This window comes from Haloparvum alkalitolerans, from assembly GCF_055381565.1.
Genome location: NZ_AP043938.1, coordinates 2550885 through 2569092, shown reverse-complemented (window position 1 = coordinate 2569092; position 18208 = coordinate 2550885). Strand labels below are relative to the sequence as shown.

The window sequence follows — 18208 nt, the reverse complement described above, 5'->3', positions numbered from 1 at the left end:
TGCGGCCACGGAACCGACCGTTTCGGAGCCCTGACGCCGGAGCGGTCAGAGGCGCGTCTCGTCGTCCGCGGCGCCGCTCTCGAGGTCGCCGTCCCAGTCGCGATAGCCGCCGGCCAGACTCCTGACGGTCGCGTCTGCCGCGCCCTCGTAGCTACCGATGAGTCGCGCGGCCTGGACGGACGACTGACCGACCGGACAGACGGTGACGACCTCGTCGTCCCAGTCGACCTCGTCGACGCGACGCGGCAGTTCCGTCAGCGGGACGTTGATCGCCCCGGGGATGTGGCCGCGTTCGTACGCGGCAGCGGGCCGGATGTCGACGACCTGCGGCCCGTTCTCCGCGAGTTCCTCCCGAAGCTCCTCGGCGGTTATCTCCTCGACCATCTCTCCGGTCGTTAGCGGCCGTGCCGGGAAACAGGTTGCGGTGCGTCACTCGGTGACGACCGACTCCTCGCGAAACCGACCGGCGTCCGCGTCCCAGCGCCACGCGCGGACGGCCCACGTCGATCCGGTCGTGCCGGTCGCCGCGGCCGCGTCGTCACTCCGGGGCGAGACGATGACGTAGCAGTAGCCGTCCCACGTCGCTCGTTCGCGGTCGGTCGCGCTCGGCTCGGCGGGTCCGCGAGGGTGGGAGTGGTAGAACCCCGCCACGTCGTCGCCGGCGCTCTCGAGGGCCTCGATCGCCTCCAGCAGGGCGACCGGAGCCATCTCGTACCGCGTCCGCGGGTCTGCGGCCGCGTTCTCGACCCGGCGCGCGGTCTCGACGCGGTCCGTCCGCCCGGTGCCGCCGCTCGGGGACGTATCGGCGGAAGTCTCGCGCGTCCCACCGAGCACGCCGCAGACCTCCTCGGGGACCCCGTCCCGAGCGTGGGCGATCACCTCCTCACGGACGTCGGCGTCGATCCGGAGCACGGGGAGCGATAGGGCGCCGCTCCGTTTGAAGGCCGCGGCGCGAAACGGACGGTCGGTCGGACGCCGGCTCGGGAAGGGGGGTCCGGATGGCGAACAGGCGACACGGGACGGGGCAGGACGGGCCGGGAGAGGTGCTCCGGCCCGGAAACGGACTCGCGCGGCGACGTGTCGCACCGACCGAGTGGCCCGCCGCGCGGCGCGTCGTCAGGTCACGGGGGTGGTGGCGCGCTATCGGACAAAAGGGTCCGCACGGGGACGCGAGTCGCATCGGTGGCAGTGGTCGTGGAGGGGCGCGGGCGATCAGGGGGACCGGAGCGGTTCAGCGGCTCTGTCTGTAGATCAGGTTGCGCTGGACCTCGTTCGCACCCTCGTAGATGACGGGGATGCGGCAGTCGCGGTAGACACGAGCGATGCGCCGGTCGGTGAGGATCGAGCGGCCGCCGTGAAGTTGCATCCCGCGCTCGGCGCAGTCGACCGCGGTCTCGGTCGCCTTCGTCTTCGCGAGCGCCGCCCAGTAGCCCGCGTCGTCGTGGTCCATCACCTTCTCGCAGGCGCGCCACGTGAGCGCGCGGGCGGACTCGAACTCCAGTCGCATGTCCGCGAGCATGTGCTGGACGGACTGGAACTCGTTGACTGTCCGTCCGAAGGCGCTCCGGTCGTGAACGAACTCCTCGGCCTCTTCGATGGCCGCCGCCGCGAGTCCGAGCCCGTGGCCCCCGACGACGACGCGGCCGTGGTTGAAGAAGTCGGCGAGCATGTAGAAGCCGCCACCCTCGGTGCCGACGAGGTTCTCCTCGGGGACGAAGCAGTCCTCGAAGACGATGTGTCCCTGCTTGGACGCGCGCATCCCCATCTTCTCGGGGATGTGCTCGGCCTCGTAGCCGTCGCGGTCGGTCTCCACGATGAACATCGAGTAGTTGGAGTAGCGGTCCTCCGCGTCGCCGGTCTTGACGTAGACGGTGAGCCAGTCCGCCTCGACCGCGTTGCCGACCCAGTACTTCTCGCCGGTTATCTCGTAGCCGCCCTCGACCTTCTCGGCGCTCGTCGTCATCCCCGCGAGGTCGGAGCCGGTCTCGGGCTCGGAGACCGCCAGCCCCGATATCTGGTCGTTCTCCGCGACCGGGCGGAGATATTCCTCTTTCTGTTCCTCGGAACCGTACTGTTCGACCATCTCGCAGCCGAAACTGGCGAGCTGGAGCGTCAGCGCGATGCCGGCGTCCGCGCGGTAGAACTCCTCCGCGATGGCGAGGATCTGCGCGAGGTCGTACCCCTTGCCGCCGTACTCCTCGGAGATGTCCTGCGCGACGAGCCCGGCGTCCATGCCGGCTTCGAGGATCTCCCAGGGGTACTCGCCGGCGCGGAAGCGCTCCTCCGCGTTCGGCGCGATGTGGTCCGCCGCGAACGCCCGCGCCTCCGCTTTGACCTCGCGGGCGTGCTCGGGGACGATCGTGTCGTCGAGTAGCTCCATGAGTAGTCCTCTACTCGTGTCACCAAAACCCTCGTGGAACAACGATAAATCGTGCGCTCGTTTATTCGGTCGGGACGGCCCCGAAGAACGCGCCCGCGTCAGCGCTCTTCGGGATCGGAACGCTCTCCGTCGGCGCGCTCGCCGTCGGACCGGTCGGCATCGTGCGGTTCGGCGTCGGCAGGCTCGGACGAACCGCGGTCGGGCGACGACGGGTCGGCGGGTTCCGAATCGGCCGCGTCCGCGGACTCCACATCGGCCGCGTCCGCGGGTTCCGCACCGGCCGGTTCGGGATCCGCGGGCTCGAACCCCGCGGCGTCGAACCCCGTGTCGGGCCGTTCCGGCTCGAACCCCGCCTCCAGAAGCCGCTCGCGGAGGGCCCCGCGGTCGACCGTCCCCGAGACGGTCCGCGGCAACTCGTCGGCGAACCCGACCGTTCGCGGAAGCTTGAACCCGGCGAGACGCTCGCGAGCGAACCCCAGAAGTGCGGCCGGGTCGACGGGGCGCTCGTCGTCGCCGGTCGCGGCGGTCGTGGTGGCGTTCGGCTCCGACTCGGCATCGGCCTCCTCGTCGTCTCCGACGGGAACTACCAGCGCGGCGACGCGCTCGCCCCATTCCTCGTCCGGGAGGCCGGCGACCGCGACGTCGGCCACGCCCGGGTGCTCGCGCAGGACGGCCGCGACCTCCCCCGGTTCGACGTTCTCGCCACCCGTGATGATCCGGTCGTCGCGCCGGTTCAACACGTAGAGATACCCGTCCTCGTCGCGGTATCCCACGTCGCCGGTCCGGAGCCCGTGTTCCCCGAAGGCGCGGCGATTGGCGTCGGGGTCCCGGTAGTACCCCGGCGTCACCGTCGGCCCGTCGACGGCGATCTCGCCCGTCTCCCCGACGCCGACCGGGGACCCGGAGTCGTCCACCACCGTGAGGTCGGTCCCCAGGAGCGGTCGGCCCACCGTCCCGAGCCGGTCGACGGCCTCCTCGGGGGTCGCGGTCGCGACGCCGGAGGCCGCCTCGGTCATCCCGTAGGTGGGGTAGACGGGGATCGAGTAGTTCTCGCAGCGCTCGATCAGCGCGTCCGGCGCCGGGGCACCGCCGAGGAGCACCGTGGACAGCGAGTCCGCGAGCGTCCCCCGGCTGTCGAGCATCCGCGTGAGCATCGTCGGAACGAGCGAGACGCCGGTCACGTCGTAGCGGTCGATGTCGTCGGCCGCGCCGCCGGGGTCGAACGAGCGACGGAGCACCAGCGTCGTCCCGTAGAGCGCACAGCGATAGACCGGGGCGAGCCCGCCCATGTGATGAAGGGAGAGCGTGACGAGCCAGCGGTCTCCCGGCGAGACGCCGAGCCGAAAAGCGTTCGCCACCGCCGAGGCGAGCACGTTGGCAGCCGTCAGCTCGACCGCCTTCGGCTCGCCCGTCGTCCCGGAGGTGAAAAGCAGGCAGAGTCGGTCGTCGAGCTCCCACGTCGGCGGATCGATCGGGACCGGGTCGGCGTCGTGGAGCGCGCTCACGCGCTCGTGGTCGGGGTCGTCGACGCTGAGCAGCGGCAGCTCCTCGGCACCGTCCTCGACCACGGCGACGGCTTTCCCTTCCGTTTCGGCACCGCAAACCAGCGCGGTCGGCTCGGCGCGGGCCGTGCGCTCTCGCAGTTCGCGCGGCGTCAGGTCGTCGCCCAGCGGAACGAGAGTGACGCCGAGCCGCATCGCGGCGTGAACGAGGCCCACGTAGCCGACGCGGGCGGAACAGAGCACGCCAAGGTGGTCGCCGGGCTCGATCCCGAGCACGGAGAGGCGGCCGGCCGTCTCGGCGACGAGCCGGTCGAGGTCGCCGTACGACCACGTCTCGCCGTCCTCGGCGCGGACGAGCGCGGACGCGTCCGGCGTCGCGGCGACCCGGTGTGAGAGCCAGTCGCGCATGCCTCGGCTATTCGGGAGCCGTCATAATTGCCTTGCGGTCGGCGGTTCGACGCGGTCGACGGCGCGGACTCTCGATCAAAAACCCGCCGGAGGCGTCGACCCAGGTCGCGTCAGTCCTCGTCGGCCTGGCGGACGGTCATCACGGGCACGTCGGCGGTGCGGACGACCCGCTCCGTGACGGAGCCGAGGAGGTAGCGGTCGAGTCCCTGGCGTCCGTGGGTGCCCATCACGATCAGGTCGATATCGTTCTCCTCGACGTAGTCGCTGATCGACCGGTACGCGGTGCCGGTCGTCACCGTCGACACCGCCTCGACGCCGGCGTCGGCCGCCGCCTCGGCGACGCGGTCGGTGGCCTCCTCACCCTCCTTCTCGAGGGCTTCGACGACGACCTGGGCGCCGGCCTCCAGCGTGGAGTAGGCGGCGCCGTCGACCACGTACAGCGCGTGGACGCGGGCGTCGTAGCGCTCCGCGAGGTCGACCGCGTGGTCGATGGCCGCGTCGGAGGCCGGACTTCCGTCGGTGGGAACGAGGATGTTGTCGTACATGCGCCAGACGATACGAGCGCCCCCCATTAGAAAGCACTCCCCGACGGCGCGGGGGCGCGGTCGGTCCGCCGCACCGTCGCGGGCGGTAAGCGCTCCTACGCCGCGTCCGAGGCCCCCTCCAGCGCTTCGACCACCGCGTCCTCGCAGGTTCGAAGTCCCTCGTAGCGCTCGGCCTCGTCGAGGTCGGCCGTCTCGACGACCGTCCACTCCCCCTCGAACCCGGCCGCCTCCCCGTACTCCCCGTCGAACGCGAGCCCCTTCACCCACCCGTCGGTCGCGACGACCAGGCCCGCGGTCGGGCCGTCGGGCTCGGTGGCGACCGCGAGGTCGACTCCTTCGGACCGGTTCAGCGACGCGACCTCCGCTTCCTTCAACGGGCGCTCGGGCAGCGACGAGAGGACGGACATAGGCGGGAGGACGCGCTCCCGGCGATTGAGCCTTGCGACACGGACCGTCCGTCGGGGCGGAGCGAGGGCGCCGGCGGGAAGCCGCACCGGGTGCAACCGCGAGCGTCGACGCGGAACCGAAAACCTACTTATCGGGCGAGAAAACGCCACGCGTATGGCTCACAGCCGGGACCGGGTCCGGATCGCCGTCGTCGCGGTCGTGGTGCTCGCGCTCGTCGCGCGCGTCGTCGGCCTCGGCTCCCGGCCGTTCCACTGGGACGAGGCCCGCGTCGGCTACTGGACGCTCCGCTACGCCGAGACCGGCGTCTACGAGTACCGGCCCGTCGCCGGCGGCCCCCTGCTGTATCACGCCGGGAAGTGGCTCGTCCGTCTCGGCGGCGCCTCGGATTGGCTCGCGCGCCTGCCCGTCGCGCTCGTCGGGGGGCTGCTGCCCGCGGCGGCGCTGCTGTTCCGGGGTCGCCTCCGCGACGACGAGACCGTCGCGACCGCGGTGGTGCTCGCGTTCTGCCCGCTTTTGGTCTACTACGGACGGTTCCTCCGGGCCGACCTGATCGCGGCGGCTGCGGCGCTGGCGGCGGTCGGGACCGTCCTGCGCTGGGTCGCGACGGACCGCGACCGTTACCTCTACGCCGCGGCCGCGCTGGTCGCGGTCGCGGCCGCCACCTCCGGGTTCGCCGTCGCGACGCTGTTCGTGACCGTCGTGGCGGGCGTCGTGACGGTCGACCACCGTCGGGTGACGGGGGCAGGGGGAACCGTGCCGACGGCGCTGGCGGCGCGGGGCGGCTGGCTGGTCGAGCGCGCGACGCCGCTCGCGCGTGCACTGTTCGTCTTCCTCGGGACGTGGGCGCTCCTGTTCGCACCCCGCGGTGCCGGGCTACTCGCGGATCCGGTCGCGCTCGCGGAGCGGACCTACGTCGACCCGGTTCACGCGTTCCTCGCGGTCAGGGTGGCCAACCGCGCCGGCACGGAGTTCATTCCGTTTCTGTCGGACGGAGTGAGCACCCTGCTGGCGAGTTCCGCCCCCCTCTTTCTCGTCGCCGTCGGCGGCTTCCTCGCGGACCGGTACGGCGTCCTCGGGGGCGGACGTCGGCCGATCGTCGAGTTCACCGCCGTCTGGGCGGGCCTCGGGGTCGTGGCCTACCCGGTCGTCGCCGAGGTCGTGGCGCCGTGGACGCTCGTCCATCTGCTGGTCCCGCTTTCGGTCCCCGCGGGGGTCGGGCTGGCGCTGGTGGTCCGATGGGGGAGCGAGGCGGTCGACGCCGGCGACGCGGCGCGCGCGACCGCGGCGCTGCTGCTGTTGCTCGCGGTCGGCGTCCACGCGGGCGTCGTGCTCGCGGACGACGTGTACGGGCCGTCGAGCCCCGACGCCTCGACCGCGCAGTTCGGCCAGCCCGCGGACGACCTCGAACCGCTCGCCGCGGAGATGGAGGCCGCGCTCGCGGGCGCCGAGGGCGCGAACGCGCGCGTCGTCTACGTCGGGGAGCGCTACTACCTCCACGACGAGTCGGTGACCGACCGGCCGCCGATAACCCCCGAGAGCGCGCGCGAGGCGTGGGGCGAGCGCCTGCCGCTCCCGTGGTACACGGAACGCGCGGGCGCGGCGACGGACAGCGTCACCCGACCCGCCGACCTGTCCGGCGAGCCCGCGGTCGTGATCGCGGACCCGGCCCACGAGACGGAAGTGGCCGACCGGCTCCCGGACCACGAGGCCGAGACGGTTCGGCTCGGGCTCTGGAACCGCGAGGTCGTCGTGTTCGTGGCGACGTAGGTTGCAGTCCGGTCGTCGGCCGAGCCGGACCTGAGAAGAGGCGTGCGCGACCGACTACCGGAAGCCCATCGCTTCGATCTGTTCCTGGTATCGGTTGCGGATGGTGACTTCGGTCACCTGCGCCACGTCGGCGACCTCGCGCTGGGTCTTCTTCTCGTTACAGAGCAGGGAGGCGGCGTAGATCGCCGCGGCCGCGAAGCCGGTCGGGGACTTGCCCGAGAGTAACCCCTGTTCGGCGGAGACGTCGATGATCTCCGTCGCCTTCGCCTGCACCTCCTCGGAGAGTTCGAGCGCCGAGGCGAACCGCGGGACGAACTGCTTCGGGTCGACCGGTTTCAGCTCGAGACCGAGCTCCTGAGAGATGTAGCGGTAGGTGCGTCCGATCTCCTTTTGCGGCACGCGGGAGACCTCCGCGACCTCGTCCAGCGAGCGGGGGATCCCCTCCTGTCGGCAGGCGGCGTAGAGCGCGGCCGTGGAGACGCCCTCGATAGAGCGGCCGCGGATCAGGTCCTCCGAGAGCGCGCGTCGATAGATGACCGACGCGACCTCGCGGACCGACCGCGGCACGCCCAGCGCCGACGCCATGCGGTCGATCTCCGAGAGCGCGAACTGGAGGTTCCGCTCACCCGCGTCCTTCGTTCGGATGCGTTCCTGCCACTTCCGCAGCCGGTGCATCTGCGACCGCTTCTCCGAGGAGATCGAGCGGCCGTAGGCGTCCTTGTCCTTCCAGTCGATCGTCGTCGTCAGCCCGCGGTCGTGCATCGTCTCCGTGATCGGGGCGCCGACGCGGGACTTCGACTGCCGTTCCGAGTGGTTGAACGCCCGCCACTCCGGGCCGCGGTCGATCTGGTTCTCGTCCAGCACCAGCCCGCAGTCGTCACACACCAGCTCGTGGTCCGCGTCCGTCACGATCTCCGCCGAGTCGCACTCGGGACACGTGACCGCCTCCTCGCCCTCCTGTTCGGTCTCCCGCTGCTGCTGGCGCTGCCGCGTCGGGCGTTCCATTATAAGATTTGTGGTCAGTCGCTCATTTAAACCTTTGTGACGGATTCACGACTGTTTTCGACCGCCGGTGATCGAGGCGTGTCCGGAAACGCACCGTTGGGGCGTCTAAACCCCCGGAACCGGCACCTCCCCGACCGTGTCTGGAGGTGGGTCGACCGTCGGCCGGCGCGACGAGGCCGGTCGCGTTCACGTCCGGTGCTCGGTCGCGTCGACCGGCCGCCCACGCGACGGGGGGAGCGCCAGTTCGACGGGTTATTACCACCAAACATTCACAAAGACTTTTGTATAACTACCGAATATGGGTGGGTATGAGCACCACCGAGTCTGCCGGCGTGGACGCCCCGATCAGCGGCTGTCGCCCCGCGGACGTCGAACCCGTCGTCGTGGACGGGTCGGACCTGGAGAGCACCGCGCCCGAGTACCTACGCGACCTCAAGAGCGCGCTGTCGGCGGAGAACTACCAGCCGGCGACCCTGTCCGTCGACGCCTGCTTCGCGGAGGACTGCTCGCTGGCCACGCAGGAGGAGGCCGACCGGCTGCGCGGCTACGTCCGCGCCGCGGCGTTCCTCGGCGCCGGTCGCATCGAACTCGCGGTCGACGAGGTCGCCGAGCCCGCGAAGGTCGAGCCCGCGCTCGCGGCGCTGGCCGAGCGCGCCGACCGCGAGGGCGTGACCCTCACCCTTACGGGCGAGGCCGACGTGACTTCGGCTTGATGGCAACCAAGCGCGCGCTCGAGACCAAGCTGGCGGTCGTCGCCGGCTTCGACGACCCGCGCGCCGCCCTCGAACAGTACCCCACGCCCCCGGAGCTGGCCGCACACGTCGTCCACCTCGCCGACCTCCACGGCGACGTCGAGGCCCGAACCGTCATCGACCTCGGCGCCGGCACCGGGATGTTCGCGCTCGCGGCCGCCCTCCGCGGTCCCGCCCGGGTCGTCGGACTCGAACTCGACCCGAGCGCGCTCGCGGTCGCCCGCGAGAACGAGCGCCGCGTCGCCGCCAGCGCCCCCGTCCACTGGGTCCGCGGCGACGCGACGCGCGCGCCGCTTTCCGTCCCCGACCCCGCGACCGTCGTGATGAACCCCCCGTTCGGCGCACGGACCGGCAACGAGCACGCCGACCGCGCCTTCCTCGCGACCGCCGCGGAGGTCTCGGCCGTCTCCTACTCCGTTCACAACGCCGGCAGCCGCGAGTTCGTGGAGTCCTTCGCAGCCGACAACGGTGGGACGGTGACCCACGCCTTCGGCGCGAGCTTCGAGCTCGACAGGCAGTTCGAGCACCACACCGCCGACCGGACCGAGATCGACGCGGAGGTGTTCCGCATCGCGTGGGACGGCGGCTCGGACTGATCCGCCCGGCGGGCGTCTGAGAACCCGTCTCCGGAGCGTGCTCAGGTGTATCGCTCGGCGTTCGCGATCCGGACCCGGGTCTCGCCGCGCTCCGCGTAGAGCCGCCGGTCCTCGCGCTCGAAGGCGATCCCGCCGACGACGACGGACTCGTTGGTCGCCGGGAGCGCGGCGCTGGCCGTCTCGTTCCCCGCCGCCACCCGGAGGTCGAAGCCGCCCTCGACGGCCGCGACCGTCACGTTCCGACCGTCGATGGTCGCCTCGGCTTCGCTCGGCTCCGAGACGAATGCGGTCCTCGTCTCGCCGTCGTGCACGAGGTCGATCCGGTACGTCGGGTCGCCCCCGACGGCGCGCCAGCCGGCCCGCCGCACGTCTACGTCCTCCCGCCAGCCGGTCCCGCCGACCCGGACCTGGCCCGCGCCGTCCTGCGCGAGCCTGCCCTTGGTCAGCGCGGTCGTCCAGATGTGCCTGTCCGGGTTGCGAACGATGACGCCGGACGTGTTGACGGCGGTCGACTGGTTGAACGCCTCCACGTCGATCACCGACACCGTCTGGTCGCGCACGTCCTCGGCGTAGGTGACCTCGTAGCCCTCGATCTCGACCGGGTCGCCCGGAAGTGGTTCGTCGGTCGTGGTCATCATGTTGACCGGGACCGCGGGGCCGACGACGACGCCGAAGCCGAGACACAGCACCACGAGCGCGACCGCCCGGGGCGAGGCCGACCGGGCGGCCTCGCGGAACCCCTCCGGCCGGTCGACCGCCCACCGCCGGAGCAGCGGCGCCGCGCTCGCGGCGCCCGCGGCCGCGACGAGGACCGCCAGAACGACGACCAGGCTCGTTCCGACCGCCCGGAAGAGCCGGTAGCTCTCGTTGCCGAGGTACCAGTACACCGCCCAGAGCCCCTGCGAGGCACCGAACAGAAGGGTCCCCGCGAACAGACGCAGTCCGCTCGGCCGCTCGTCGCGGTGACGAAGCACGTACAGCCCCGCGAAAACGCCCAGAAACAGCCCGAGCGCGTGTCCCTGGACCGCGATCCCGGCCCACCACGGCGCCGAGTAGGAGGGCCCCGCGGACGCCTCGATCACGGGGTTGCGGAACGCGTTCCACAGGAGGCGGACGAGCGAGGAGCCCGCGAGCGCGACCACCGCGCCGAGCGGATAGTGGACCAGCGCGAAGCCCCACATCGCGAAGACGACGCCCGAGAAGCCGATGACGGGGCCGAGCGCGAACAGCGCGGTCAACAGCCCGCAGACGAACACCGCTGCGGGCACGAACGCGAACGCGCGAACGTAGGGGTTCCGCCGAAGCGAGGAGAACGACGACGTGCCGCGACCATGCGGGAAATGGCCGTACGCGTACTCCGCGAGCGTCCCGGCGACGAGCGTCCCCAGCAAGTTGCCGGTGACGTGGCCGAAGTTCGCGTGCGCGAAGCCGGCCCAGATCATCCCCTCCGGGTAAAGGTACGACCACGCGCGGAAGGGGATGACCACGGGTCGGTAGGGATTCCGGGCCCCACCCTGCACGAAGAGATAGACGCAGACGACGAACGCGACGGCCAGGAGCGTCCCCCACGGCACGCCGAGCAGCAGCCGGGACCTGAGGCGCCGCCCCCAGGCGCCGCGCGGGCGGTCGATCGCCCACACGACCCCGAAAGCGGCCAGAAACGCGACGACGACGGCCAGCCGGTGAACCGGCACCGCGTCAAGCACCATGTGCCCGTGTTCGGACGGGCGCGCTAATGAATGGCGCGGCCGGCGTCGCGGTTAGCGCGGCCGGCCGGGACCGGAAGAAGCGATCAGATCTTGCTCTCGGCGTCGTCGGCCAGCTCCTGCATGCGCTTGCCGACGCGGCCGGCCGCGGAGAACTCGTCCTCGCTCATCGCGGTCGCGAGGGCGTTCCCGAGCACGAAGACGGCGTGTTTGTGCTCGCTCTTGGACTTGTGAACGTGAGAGGGGTCGACGTCCAGCTGGTGGTACGGCTCGAAGAGGTCCTCGTCGACGTTCTCGCGCTGCTCGAAGTACTCCATGATGGTGACCATCTCGTCGTGGAGCTCGAGGAGTTCTTCCTTGTGCATGCTTCCACGAAGGGGTGAGACCCCTTTAAGAGTTATTGGGGAATCCTCGCACGCGGGCACGCTCGCGGGCGCCTCGGAACGTCTCGCGGTGATTCAGCGCGGCACGTCAGAAAACGTACTCGTCTTCGTGACCCATCATTCCGCCCTCCTCCTCGAAGGACGGCCCCTCCTCCTCGTCGGTCGGACCACTGGTCTTGTAGGCCTTGATACCGGTCGACAGCAGGTCCTCGATGGCCTCTTCGCGATTCAGGAATTCGCCCTTCTCGACCATCTGGGCGATCTGCATCTCCAGGTGCTCGGGAACGGTTATCTCGACGTTGGGCATTCTCTGTTCCCGCGTAAACGGACGGTGTATATAAATCTGCTGGCGAGTCCCGGGGGAGACGCAAAGAGATAGTGGGGCTGTGTGAACAGAGGTTTCTACTCGGGCAAATTGCCTTCGTGTTCTCGAAACGAGCGGCGAGTCGTTAACCATACGTAAACCGGGGCCCGATCCCGTGTATGGTCGAGGACGTCACCCAGCTCTACCGCGAGTACGGCGACGAGCGGCTTCCGCCGGGGCAGCGAAAGACCGACCGGTTCCCGGTACTCTCGAAGAGCGGCACGCCGTCGTGGACGCGCGAGGACTGGGCGTTCGAGGTCTTCGGCGCGGTCGAGGAGCCGCTTTCGTTCTCCTACGAGGAGTTCCGGGACCTCCCGAGCGTCACCCAGCGACAGGACTTCCACTGTGTCACCGGCTGGAGCAAGTTCGACTGCGAGTTCACCGGCGTCCCGTTTCCGGAGATCGCGGAGCGCGCCGGCGTGGACGACGACGCGGTCCACGTGATGTTCCACGCGATGGACGGCTACACGACGAACCTCCCGCTTTCCGAGTGCGACCGCGATGCGGTGCTGTTCGTCTACGACTACGACGGCGAGGAGCTCCCCACGGACCACGGCGGACCGCTCCGCGTCGTCACGCCCCACAAGTACGCCTACAAGGGTGCCAAGTGGGTCGACGGCGTGGAGTTCCTCACCGAACCGGAGCGGGGCTACTGGGAGAAGCGCGGCTACTCGAACACGGCGAACCCGTGGAACGAGGAGCGGTACAGCTGACCTCTTCGCACGTCTCCGATAGTTAGGGTAAAGGAGCCGGGGACCCGACCGTCTTTTAATGGAGTCGCCACGCTCGACCGACCGTCCGACGCTCGTGAGCCGGGCGACCCGGATCGACCCGCCTGCGTTCCGCGCCGCCTTCGACGCGCTGGACGCGCCGCGGACGGTCTGGAGCGCCCCGGGCGAGGCGACGGTGGTCGCGGGCGGCGCCGCCGCGACCCTGACCGCGGATAGCTCCGATCGGTTCGTGGCGGTCCGCGACGCCGCCGAGGCGCTGTTCCGCTCCGGCGACGTTCACGCCGGAACCGAGGCCGCACGTCCCCGGCTGTTCGGCGGGTTCTCGTTCCACGCCGACCGCGGAGAACGCGACGGGGCCGTCGCGGAGAGCGAGGCGGCCGCGGTGCCCGAACCCACCGGGGCAGACGACGGAGGTGGTGCGTGGTCCGAATTTCCCGACGCCCGCTTCGTCTTCCCGCGCGTGCAGGTGACGTTCGCCGACAACGGCGTCTGGCTCACGGTCAACGCCGCCGGACCGGACGCGGATCCGGACGCGGTCGAGCGTCGCCTCGACGCGGAGCGCGAGTCACTCTCCGGGCTCGAAGACGAGACGCCGCGACCGCCACGCCCCGGGATCGAGGCGCGGCGCCGGACGACGACGCTCACCGACTGGCGGGCCGGGGTAGAAGAAGCGATCGACCGGATCGAGTCCGGCCGGCTCCGAAAGGTCGTGCTCGCACAGGCGCTGGAGACCGATCTCGGGGCGGACCTGCCGTGGGGAGCGACGCTCGAACGGCTCGCCGAGGCGTACCCGGACTGTCGCCGTTTCTGCATCGAGCCGGACGCCGGAGGGACGGCGTTCATCGGCGCCACGCCCGAGCGACTGGTTTCGCTTCGCGGACGGACCGTCGAAACCGACGCGCTTGCGGGAACGACCGGTCGCGGCGAGACGCCCGAAGAGGACGAGTGGCTCGCCGAGGAGCTGCTCGCGGACGCGAAGAACAGCCACGAACACGAGATCGTCGTCGACGCGATCCGGGACCAACTCGACCCCTTCGCGGCCTCGATCGCGACCGGGCAGCGCCGGGTGAAGCGACTGGCGACCGTCCAACACCTTCACACGCCGATCACGGCGGAACTGAACGACGACCACCACGTCCTCGACCTGGTGGAGGCGCTCCACCCGACGCCGGCGGTCGGCGGGCTCCCACCGGACGCTGCACTCGACACGATCCGCGCGACGGAGCCGTTCGACCGCGGGTGGTACGCGGCGCCGGTCGGGTGGATCGACGCCGCCGGCAACGGGAGTTTCGCGGTCGCGATCCGGTCGGCGGTCGTCGCGCGCCGGCGCGCGACGCTGTTCGCCGGCGTCGGGATCGTCGCCGACTCCGATCCGGACCGCGAGTGGGACGAGGTCCAACTCAAGTACCGCCCGATCCTCGACGAGCTGGAACGCGATTGAGGCGCCACGGGCCGCAGCCCCCAACGGGGCGACGCCCCGGCTACTGATACATCCGCAGCGGCGTCGCCTGCGTGCTCTCCTCCTCGGCGTTCTGCATCCGGCGCGCGAGCTGCTCCTTCGCGCGCTGGATCTCCGTGGCGTGATCGACGAGGTCGTCGGTGGGAACCTCGACCCCCGACAGCGGCTCGATCCCCTTCGTGATCAGGATCCGCGACGCCTCGGGATCGGGGAATTCGGGGTCCGATTCGACGACGAGCCCGACCGCGGTCGCGCCTCGCTCGACGGCGTGGGACAGCAGCGCTCCCGTCGGTCCGGAGACCAACCCCGGCTCCGCTGGATCGTCGATCCCGGCGTCGGAGAGCAGTTCACGTCCCTCGCCGCTCGCGACCCCGTACATCGCCGGCGGTTCGGGCCCCTTCTCCCGGGGCAACCCGGAGAGGAACAGCGGCGTCACGCCCTCCTCGTCGAGCCAGCCGGAGACGCAGTCCGCGAACTCCGTCGCGGCCGTGGGCGAGACGGGCACGTCGCTCTGGAGCACCACGAGGTTCCGATCCCGGTCGGCGTACAGCCGCACGGGGCTCGTTAACCCGGGATCGTCCTCGCCGTAGGTGACGACGGCCGGCAGTCCCTCGCAGTGGACGTTGGCGTAGTGAGTCATCTCGAAGGCCTCGACCAGATGGTCCGCAGCGATCTTCCCCACGAGGCCGACGCCGGGCAGTCCCTCGACGAGCAGCGGCTCCGCGAGGTCGATGTCGTCGGCGACGACGTTGATACGCGCCATGACGATCCGTAGGGGCCCAGGCGAGTAAATAGCCCCCCGTCGACCGCGACTCGCTGGGACCCTCCTCGACCGATGTCGGTGCCCCTCCGAAACCGACAAAGCCGCCGGCGCGAAACGGCGCGTATGAACCCACTGGAGCGGTACGAGCCGCTCGTCGACGACACGGCGGCGTTCCGGGCGGCCTGCGACCGGCCGCTCCCCTCCGTCGTCCGCGTCAACACGATCAAGGCGGACCGTGACCGGGCGGTCGGTGCGCTCGAACAGGAGGGCGTGACGTTCGAACCGGTCGACTGGCACGACGACCTCTTCCGGCTCCCGGACCGGAGTCCGGGCACGAACTGGGCCTACTTCCACGGCTGGCTCCACGGACAGGAGGAGGTCTCGGTACTGCCCGGGCTCGCGCTGGACCCGCAGCCCGGCGAGCGCGTCTGGGACGCCTGCGCGGCGCCGGGGAGCAAGACGACCCAGCTGTCGGCCGCGATGGACGACACCGGGACGGTCGTCGCGAACGACAGCAACCTCGGCCGGCTGTCCGCGCTCAGACACAACACCGAGCGGCTCGGCGTCACGAACGTCGCGGTGACGAACCAGGACGCTCGCAACTTCTCCCTGAAGCCGTTCGCGTTCGACGCGTTCGACCGCGCGCTGGTGGACGCCCCCTGCTCCTGTGAGGGGACCTGCCGGAAGAACCCTGACGTGCTCGACGAGTGGACCCTCCACCACGTCGAGCAGGTCGCAGGGATCCAGAAGGGAATCTTGACCCGCGCGGTGCAGGCGACGAAGCCCGGCGGCACCGTCGTCTACTCGACGTGCACGTTCGCGCCCGAGGAGAACGAGGCGGTGCTGGACCACGTCCTCGAGGCGGAGGACTGCGAACTCGTTCCGTTCGACCTGCCGCTGGAGACGGTTCCCGGCGTCACGGAGTGGGACGGCGAGACGTTCGATCCGAGCGTCGAGCGCACTCACCGCGTCTATCCGCACCACAACGACACGGGTGGGTTCTTCTGCGCGAAGCTCCGCGTCGGCGGCGAGTCGGACGCCGAGGCCGCGGCGGACGAGGAATCGGCCGCGGACGAGGAGGTGGCGGCGTGAGCGACGAGCCGACCAACGACGGCCACCGGTTCGACCGACTGCCGGCGACCGCGGCGGAGCGCGAGGTTCCCGGACGGGCGACGCGCGAGGAGGTCGTCGACTGGTGGGTCGAGCGGTTCGGCGTGGACCCATCGCTGTTCGACGGCTACTCCTTCTGGGAGAAAGGCGCCGGGAAGATCTGGATCTACAACGGCGACGCGCCGGACGGCGTCCGGATCGAGGCGATCGGGATGACGTTCCTGCGGACGCGACAGGAACACTGGAAGCCGACGACGCGCGCCGCCTCGCGGTTCGGGCGTCACGCGACCCGGAACGTCGTCGTGCTGGACGACGAGGAGGCCCGCCGGTTCGCGGCCGGCGAGGACCAGGAGCTGGATCGGTGGGACGGCGACTGGGGCTACCTGATCGCGGCCCACGAGATCGCGGGCGGGACGGAGCCGATCGGCGTCGGGCTCTACCTGCACGGCGAACTCAGGTCGCGCGTGCCGAAGGGGAGTCGCGAGGACCTCGGGTCGTTGGCCGAGTAGCGGACGCGGGGCGCGCGGAGCCGCCGACGAACGAGGGTGGCGAACAGGCGACACGGGATGGAGCCGGTGGTGGGCCTCCGAGCGAGTCCGCGCGGCGACGTGTCGCACCGACCGAGTGGCCCGCTGCGCGGCGCGTCGTCAGGTCACGGGGCGAGTGGCGCGCTATCGGACAAAAGGGTACGCCCGCGGGCGGTCGACGAGCGACCATCCCTCGCCGTTCTACTCGTCGTCCTTCTCGCGGACGGTTCCGCCGCCAAGCCCCTCCCACGCGACCCGGTAGCCGAGCCGCGAGAGCGCGGCGCTGGCGTCCTCGATACCCGCGTCTCGCAGGGCCTCCTCGGCCGCACCGAGGTCCATCCCCGGCTCGATCCGACCCCGCAACTCGTCGAGGAGCGCCGGCCTGACGAGCGTCCGTCCGACGCGCTCGTGGTCGGGGAACTCCCGCCGCTCCATCGCGTCGACCGCGACGCCGTACTCGTCCGCGAGGGCGGCGAGCGTCACCGCGTCGGCGTCCGGGACGATCGACTCGGGGAGGGCCGCGGCCGCGTCCGCGAGCAGGTCGGCCTCGTACTCCCGGAGCACGTCGACCACGTCCTTGACGCGCACGTCGCCCGCGTACGAGACCACGCGGTGGTCGCGGGCGGCGATCTCCTCGCCGACGCCGAGGCTCTCGTCGACGGCCACGACCATCTCCACGTCCTCCAGCCGGTCGAGCTGGTCGAGCTTCTTCTCGACGTAGGCGGGCGTCCAGAACCCCATCACCTCGAAGAAGACGCGGAAGTCCGCGTGCGCGTAGTCGAACGCGAAGTCGGGGATCATTACCCGGTTTCCGGTTTCGAGCGGCTCCGGCTCGCGGACGAGCTCCCAGTCGAGGTCGAGCGCCCGGAACCGCCCGGCGAACTCGGCCTCCACGCCGCTGTCGAAGCTCGGCTCCGCGAGCGGCTCGACGCCCGGAACCGAGACGTCGCCGTCCGAGAGCGTCAGCAGGCGCTCCGTCCCGCGGTCGTCGACGGTCGCCTCGAGGCGCCACTCCGGGGCCGCGGCGACGGTTCTGAGCAGTCGGGCGAACGCAGTTCCGTACCGCCGGGTCCGGCGGAACAGCGCGTCCGGGCCGGTCACGACGACTTCCCGGCCGGCGTCTGTCTTCCGGATTTCGTACATCAGCCGGAGCCGCTTGACCGCGGAGACGAGCGCCTTCGGGTCGGCCGACCGGACGCGGACCTCGGTCGCGTCGAACAGCGCCGTCTGCGCGAGCGAGAGGTTGTACTGCTCGATCAGGCCGTCGGGGTCCCATCGCGGGTCGAACCCGGCGAGCACCTCGTTGGCGTCGCGGTCGGCGTACAGCGAGGCCTCGACCGCGTCCGGCTCGACCCCGAGCCGGTCGGCCGCCCGGCCCACCGCAGTCTCGCGGTCCGACTCGGTGACGACGCCGACCGCCTCGGCCGTCTCGAACGCGACGCGCCGAGCGCGCTCGGGCGGGACGGGCGCGCGCGTCTCGAAGGCGGCGTCCCGCTCGGCCAGCGACGCGAGTCCGCGGACGAGCTTGAAGTCGTCCGCGTCGGCCTCCAGCGCGTCGAGCCGGTCGTCGAGTTCGGCCCGCGTCTCGCCGACCGCCTCCGCGAACGTCCCGAGCACGCGCGCCGCGAGCGGCCGGGCTTCCCGACCGACGAACTCGGGGCGATACCCGCCCCCGGAACGCGAGACACGCAGGAGGTCCTTTCGCAGCATCGTCCGTCGTTCGCGGCCGTCGGATAAAAGGCGCCGGGATGCGAGGCGGGCGGAGGCGAGCGCTGGCGGGTCCCGCGGCCGTCGTGGGAAGC

General features: G+C 71.0%; 19 protein-coding genes. 7 read left to right on the top strand and 12 right to left on the bottom strand.

All coding sequences use genetic code 11. The features are described 5' to 3' along the window. Positions 1 to 45: 45 nt before the first annotated feature. The 6 genes from ACZ432_RS15040 to ACZ432_RS15015 all read right to left on the bottom strand — a co-directional run bounded on the left by ACZ432_RS15040 (position 46) and on the right by ACZ432_RS15015 (position 5242). A complete protein-coding gene (locus ACZ432_RS15040) occupies positions 46 to 384 on the bottom strand; it encodes a rhodanese-like domain-containing protein (protein WP_426964225.1) in 339 nt (112 codons plus the stop codon). Between the two features lie 45 nt (positions 385 to 429). After that, positions 430 to 912, bottom strand: a complete 483-nt coding sequence (locus ACZ432_RS15035; RefSeq protein ID WP_426964224.1) for a desampylase — start codon at positions 910 to 912, stop codon at positions 430 to 432. A gap of 319 nt (positions 913 to 1231) precedes the next feature. Beyond that, positions 1232 to 2380: an acyl-CoA dehydrogenase family protein gene (locus ACZ432_RS15030; RefSeq protein ID WP_426964222.1), complete on the bottom strand. Its 1149-nt coding sequence runs from the start codon at positions 2378 to 2380 to the stop codon at positions 1232 to 1234. Between the two features lie 98 nt (positions 2381 to 2478). After that, complete coding sequence (locus ACZ432_RS15025) at positions 2479 to 4290, bottom strand: class I adenylate-forming enzyme family protein (RefSeq protein WP_426964220.1); 1812 nt, start codon at positions 4288 to 4290, stop codon at positions 2479 to 2481. Positions 4291 to 4400: 110 nt separating this feature from the next. Then, the gene (locus ACZ432_RS15020; RefSeq protein WP_426964280.1) at positions 4401 to 4835 is read right to left on the bottom strand and encodes a universal stress protein; all 435 of its coding nucleotides are present in this window, start codon (positions 4833 to 4835) and stop codon (positions 4401 to 4403) included. A gap of 95 nt (positions 4836 to 4930) precedes the next feature. Then, the gene (locus ACZ432_RS15015) at positions 4931 to 5242 is read right to left on the bottom strand and encodes a DUF7964 domain-containing protein (protein ID WP_426964219.1); all 312 of its coding nucleotides are present in this window, start codon (positions 5240 to 5242) and stop codon (positions 4931 to 4933) included. 154 nt (positions 5243 to 5396) lie between these two features. Here ACZ432_RS15015 and ACZ432_RS15010 point away from each other — a divergent pair, with 154 nt between their 5' ends. Continuing rightward, complete coding sequence (locus ACZ432_RS15010) at positions 5397 to 7010, top strand: flippase activity-associated protein Agl23 (protein WP_426964217.1); 1614 nt, start codon at positions 5397 to 5399, stop codon at positions 7008 to 7010. A 54-nt stretch (positions 7011 to 7064) separates the two neighbouring features. Here ACZ432_RS15010 and ACZ432_RS15005 read toward each other — a convergent pair whose 3' ends face one another. Continuing rightward, positions 7065 to 8015: a transcription initiation factor IIB gene (locus tag ACZ432_RS15005; protein ID WP_058366704.1), complete on the bottom strand. Its 951-nt coding sequence runs from the start codon at positions 8013 to 8015 to the stop codon at positions 7065 to 7067. 308 nt (positions 8016 to 8323) lie between these two features. Between ACZ432_RS15005 and ACZ432_RS15000 the strand changes: the two genes are divergently transcribed. Both ACZ432_RS15000 and ACZ432_RS14995 read left to right on the top strand, forming a co-directional pair. Continuing rightward, complete coding sequence (locus ACZ432_RS15000) at positions 8324 to 8728, top strand: hypothetical protein (RefSeq protein ID WP_426964216.1); 405 nt, start codon at positions 8324 to 8326, stop codon at positions 8726 to 8728. After that, positions 8728 to 9363 carry an METTL5 family protein gene (locus ACZ432_RS14995; RefSeq protein ID WP_426964214.1) on the top strand — a complete coding sequence of 212 codons (636 nt, stop codon included), beginning with the start codon at positions 8728 to 8730 and terminating at the stop codon, positions 9361 to 9363. Before ACZ432_RS15000 ends, ACZ432_RS14995 begins: the two co-directional genes overlap by 1 nt. Before the next feature lie 41 nt (positions 9364 to 9404). Here the strand turns inward: ACZ432_RS14995 and ACZ432_RS14990 are convergent, their stop codons facing one another. From ACZ432_RS14990 to ACZ432_RS14980, 3 genes are all read right to left on the bottom strand, one after another. Continuing rightward, complete coding sequence (locus ACZ432_RS14990) at positions 9405 to 11072, bottom strand: rhomboid family intramembrane serine protease (RefSeq protein ID WP_426964213.1); 1668 nt, start codon at positions 11070 to 11072, stop codon at positions 9405 to 9407. Positions 11073 to 11155: 83 nt separating this feature from the next. After that, positions 11156 to 11434 carry a UPF0058 family protein gene (locus ACZ432_RS14985; protein WP_426964212.1) on the bottom strand — a complete coding sequence of 93 codons (279 nt, stop codon included), beginning with the start codon at positions 11432 to 11434 and terminating at the stop codon, positions 11156 to 11158. A gap of 106 nt (positions 11435 to 11540) precedes the next feature. Next, positions 11541 to 11759: a ribbon-helix-helix domain-containing protein gene (locus ACZ432_RS14980; protein WP_058366709.1), complete on the bottom strand. Its 219-nt coding sequence runs from the start codon at positions 11757 to 11759 to the stop codon at positions 11541 to 11543. Positions 11760 to 11935: 176 nt separating this feature from the next. On the opposite strand from ACZ432_RS14980, the gene ACZ432_RS14975 reads away from it, so the two are divergent. Beyond that, positions 11936 to 12529 carry a sulfite oxidase-like oxidoreductase gene (locus ACZ432_RS14975; RefSeq protein ID WP_426964210.1) on the top strand — a complete coding sequence of 198 codons (594 nt, stop codon included), beginning with the start codon at positions 11936 to 11938 and terminating at the stop codon, positions 12527 to 12529. A 58-nt stretch (positions 12530 to 12587) separates the two neighbouring features. Further along, positions 12588 to 13988: an isochorismate synthase gene (locus tag ACZ432_RS14970; RefSeq protein WP_426964209.1), complete on the top strand. Its 1401-nt coding sequence runs from the start codon at positions 12588 to 12590 to the stop codon at positions 13986 to 13988. 40 nt (positions 13989 to 14028) lie between these two features. On the opposite strand, the gene ACZ432_RS14965 is transcribed toward ACZ432_RS14970, so the two are convergent. Beyond that, positions 14029 to 14769: a proteasome assembly chaperone family protein gene (locus tag ACZ432_RS14965; RefSeq protein WP_426964208.1), complete on the bottom strand. Its 741-nt coding sequence runs from the start codon at positions 14767 to 14769 to the stop codon at positions 14029 to 14031. A 123-nt stretch (positions 14770 to 14892) separates the two neighbouring features. Here ACZ432_RS14965 and ACZ432_RS14960 point away from each other — a divergent pair, with 123 nt between their 5' ends. Together ACZ432_RS14960 and ACZ432_RS14955 are read left to right on the top strand one after the other, a co-directional pair. Beyond that, positions 14893 to 15861, top strand: coding sequence for an RsmB/NOP family class I SAM-dependent RNA methyltransferase (locus ACZ432_RS14960; protein ID WP_426964207.1), 969 nt, complete (start codon positions 14893 to 14895; stop codon positions 15859 to 15861). Further along, a complete protein-coding gene (locus ACZ432_RS14955; protein ID WP_426964206.1) occupies positions 15858 to 16388 on the top strand; it encodes a DUF7122 family protein in 531 nt (176 codons plus the stop codon). The genes ACZ432_RS14960 and ACZ432_RS14955 overlap by 4 nt, the downstream gene beginning before the upstream one ends. 219 nt (positions 16389 to 16607) lie before the next feature. Here the strand turns inward: ACZ432_RS14955 and ACZ432_RS14950 are convergent, their stop codons facing one another. Then, positions 16608 to 18116: a DUF790 family protein gene (locus ACZ432_RS14950; RefSeq protein ID WP_426964204.1), complete on the bottom strand. Its 1509-nt coding sequence runs from the start codon at positions 18114 to 18116 to the stop codon at positions 16608 to 16610. Positions 18117 to 18208 lie beyond the last annotated feature (92 nt).

Bases quoted from the DNA above. Each gene is read 5' to 3' on its own strand.
- ACZ432_RS15040 (WP_426964225.1), bottom strand. From the start codon at position 384: ATGGTCGAGGAGATAACCGCCGAGGAGCTTCGGGAGGAACTCGCGGAG.
- ACZ432_RS15030 (WP_426964222.1), bottom strand. From the start codon at position 2,380: ATGGAGCTACTCGACGACACGATCGTCCCCGAGCACGCCCGCGAGGTC.
- ACZ432_RS15025 (WP_426964220.1), bottom strand. From the start codon at position 4,290: ATGCGCGACTGGCTCTCACACCGGGTCGCCGCGACGCCGGACGCGTCC.
- ACZ432_RS15020 (WP_426964280.1), bottom strand. From the start codon at position 4,835: ATGTACGACAACATCCTCGTTCCCACCGACGGAAGTCCGGCCTCCGAC.
- ACZ432_RS15015 (WP_426964219.1), bottom strand. From the start codon at position 5,242: ATGTCCGTCCTCTCGTCGCTGCCCGAGCGCCCGTTGAAGGAAGCGGAG.
- ACZ432_RS15010 (WP_426964217.1), top strand. From the start codon at position 5,397: ATGGCTCACAGCCGGGACCGGGTCCGGATCGCCGTCGTCGCGGTCGTG.
- ACZ432_RS15005 (WP_058366704.1), bottom strand. From the start codon at position 8,015: ATGGAACGCCCGACGCGGCAGCGCCAGCAGCAGCGGGAGACCGAACAG.
- ACZ432_RS15000 (WP_426964216.1), top strand. From the start codon at position 8,324: ATGAGCACCACCGAGTCTGCCGGCGTGGACGCCCCGATCAGCGGCTGT.
- ACZ432_RS14995 (WP_426964214.1), top strand. From the start codon at position 8,728: ATGGCAACCAAGCGCGCGCTCGAGACCAAGCTGGCGGTCGTCGCCGGC.
- ACZ432_RS14990 (WP_426964213.1), bottom strand. From the start codon at position 11,072: ATGGTGCTTGACGCGGTGCCGGTTCACCGGCTGGCCGTCGTCGTCGCG.
- ACZ432_RS14985 (WP_426964212.1), bottom strand. From the start codon at position 11,434: ATGCACAAGGAAGAACTCCTCGAGCTCCACGACGAGATGGTCACCATC.
- ACZ432_RS14980 (WP_058366709.1), bottom strand. From the start codon at position 11,759: ATGCCCAACGTCGAGATAACCGTTCCCGAGCACCTGGAGATGCAGATC.
- ACZ432_RS14975 (WP_426964210.1), top strand. From the start codon at position 11,936: ATGGTCGAGGACGTCACCCAGCTCTACCGCGAGTACGGCGACGAGCGG.
- ACZ432_RS14970 (WP_426964209.1), top strand. From the start codon at position 12,588: ATGGAGTCGCCACGCTCGACCGACCGTCCGACGCTCGTGAGCCGGGCG.
- ACZ432_RS14965 (WP_426964208.1), bottom strand. From the start codon at position 14,769: ATGGCGCGTATCAACGTCGTCGCCGACGACATCGACCTCGCGGAGCCG.
- ACZ432_RS14960 (WP_426964207.1), top strand. From the start codon at position 14,893: ATGAACCCACTGGAGCGGTACGAGCCGCTCGTCGACGACACGGCGGCG.
- ACZ432_RS14950 (WP_426964204.1), bottom strand. From the start codon at position 18,116: ATGCTGCGAAAGGACCTCCTGCGTGTCTCGCGTTCCGGGGGCGGGTAT.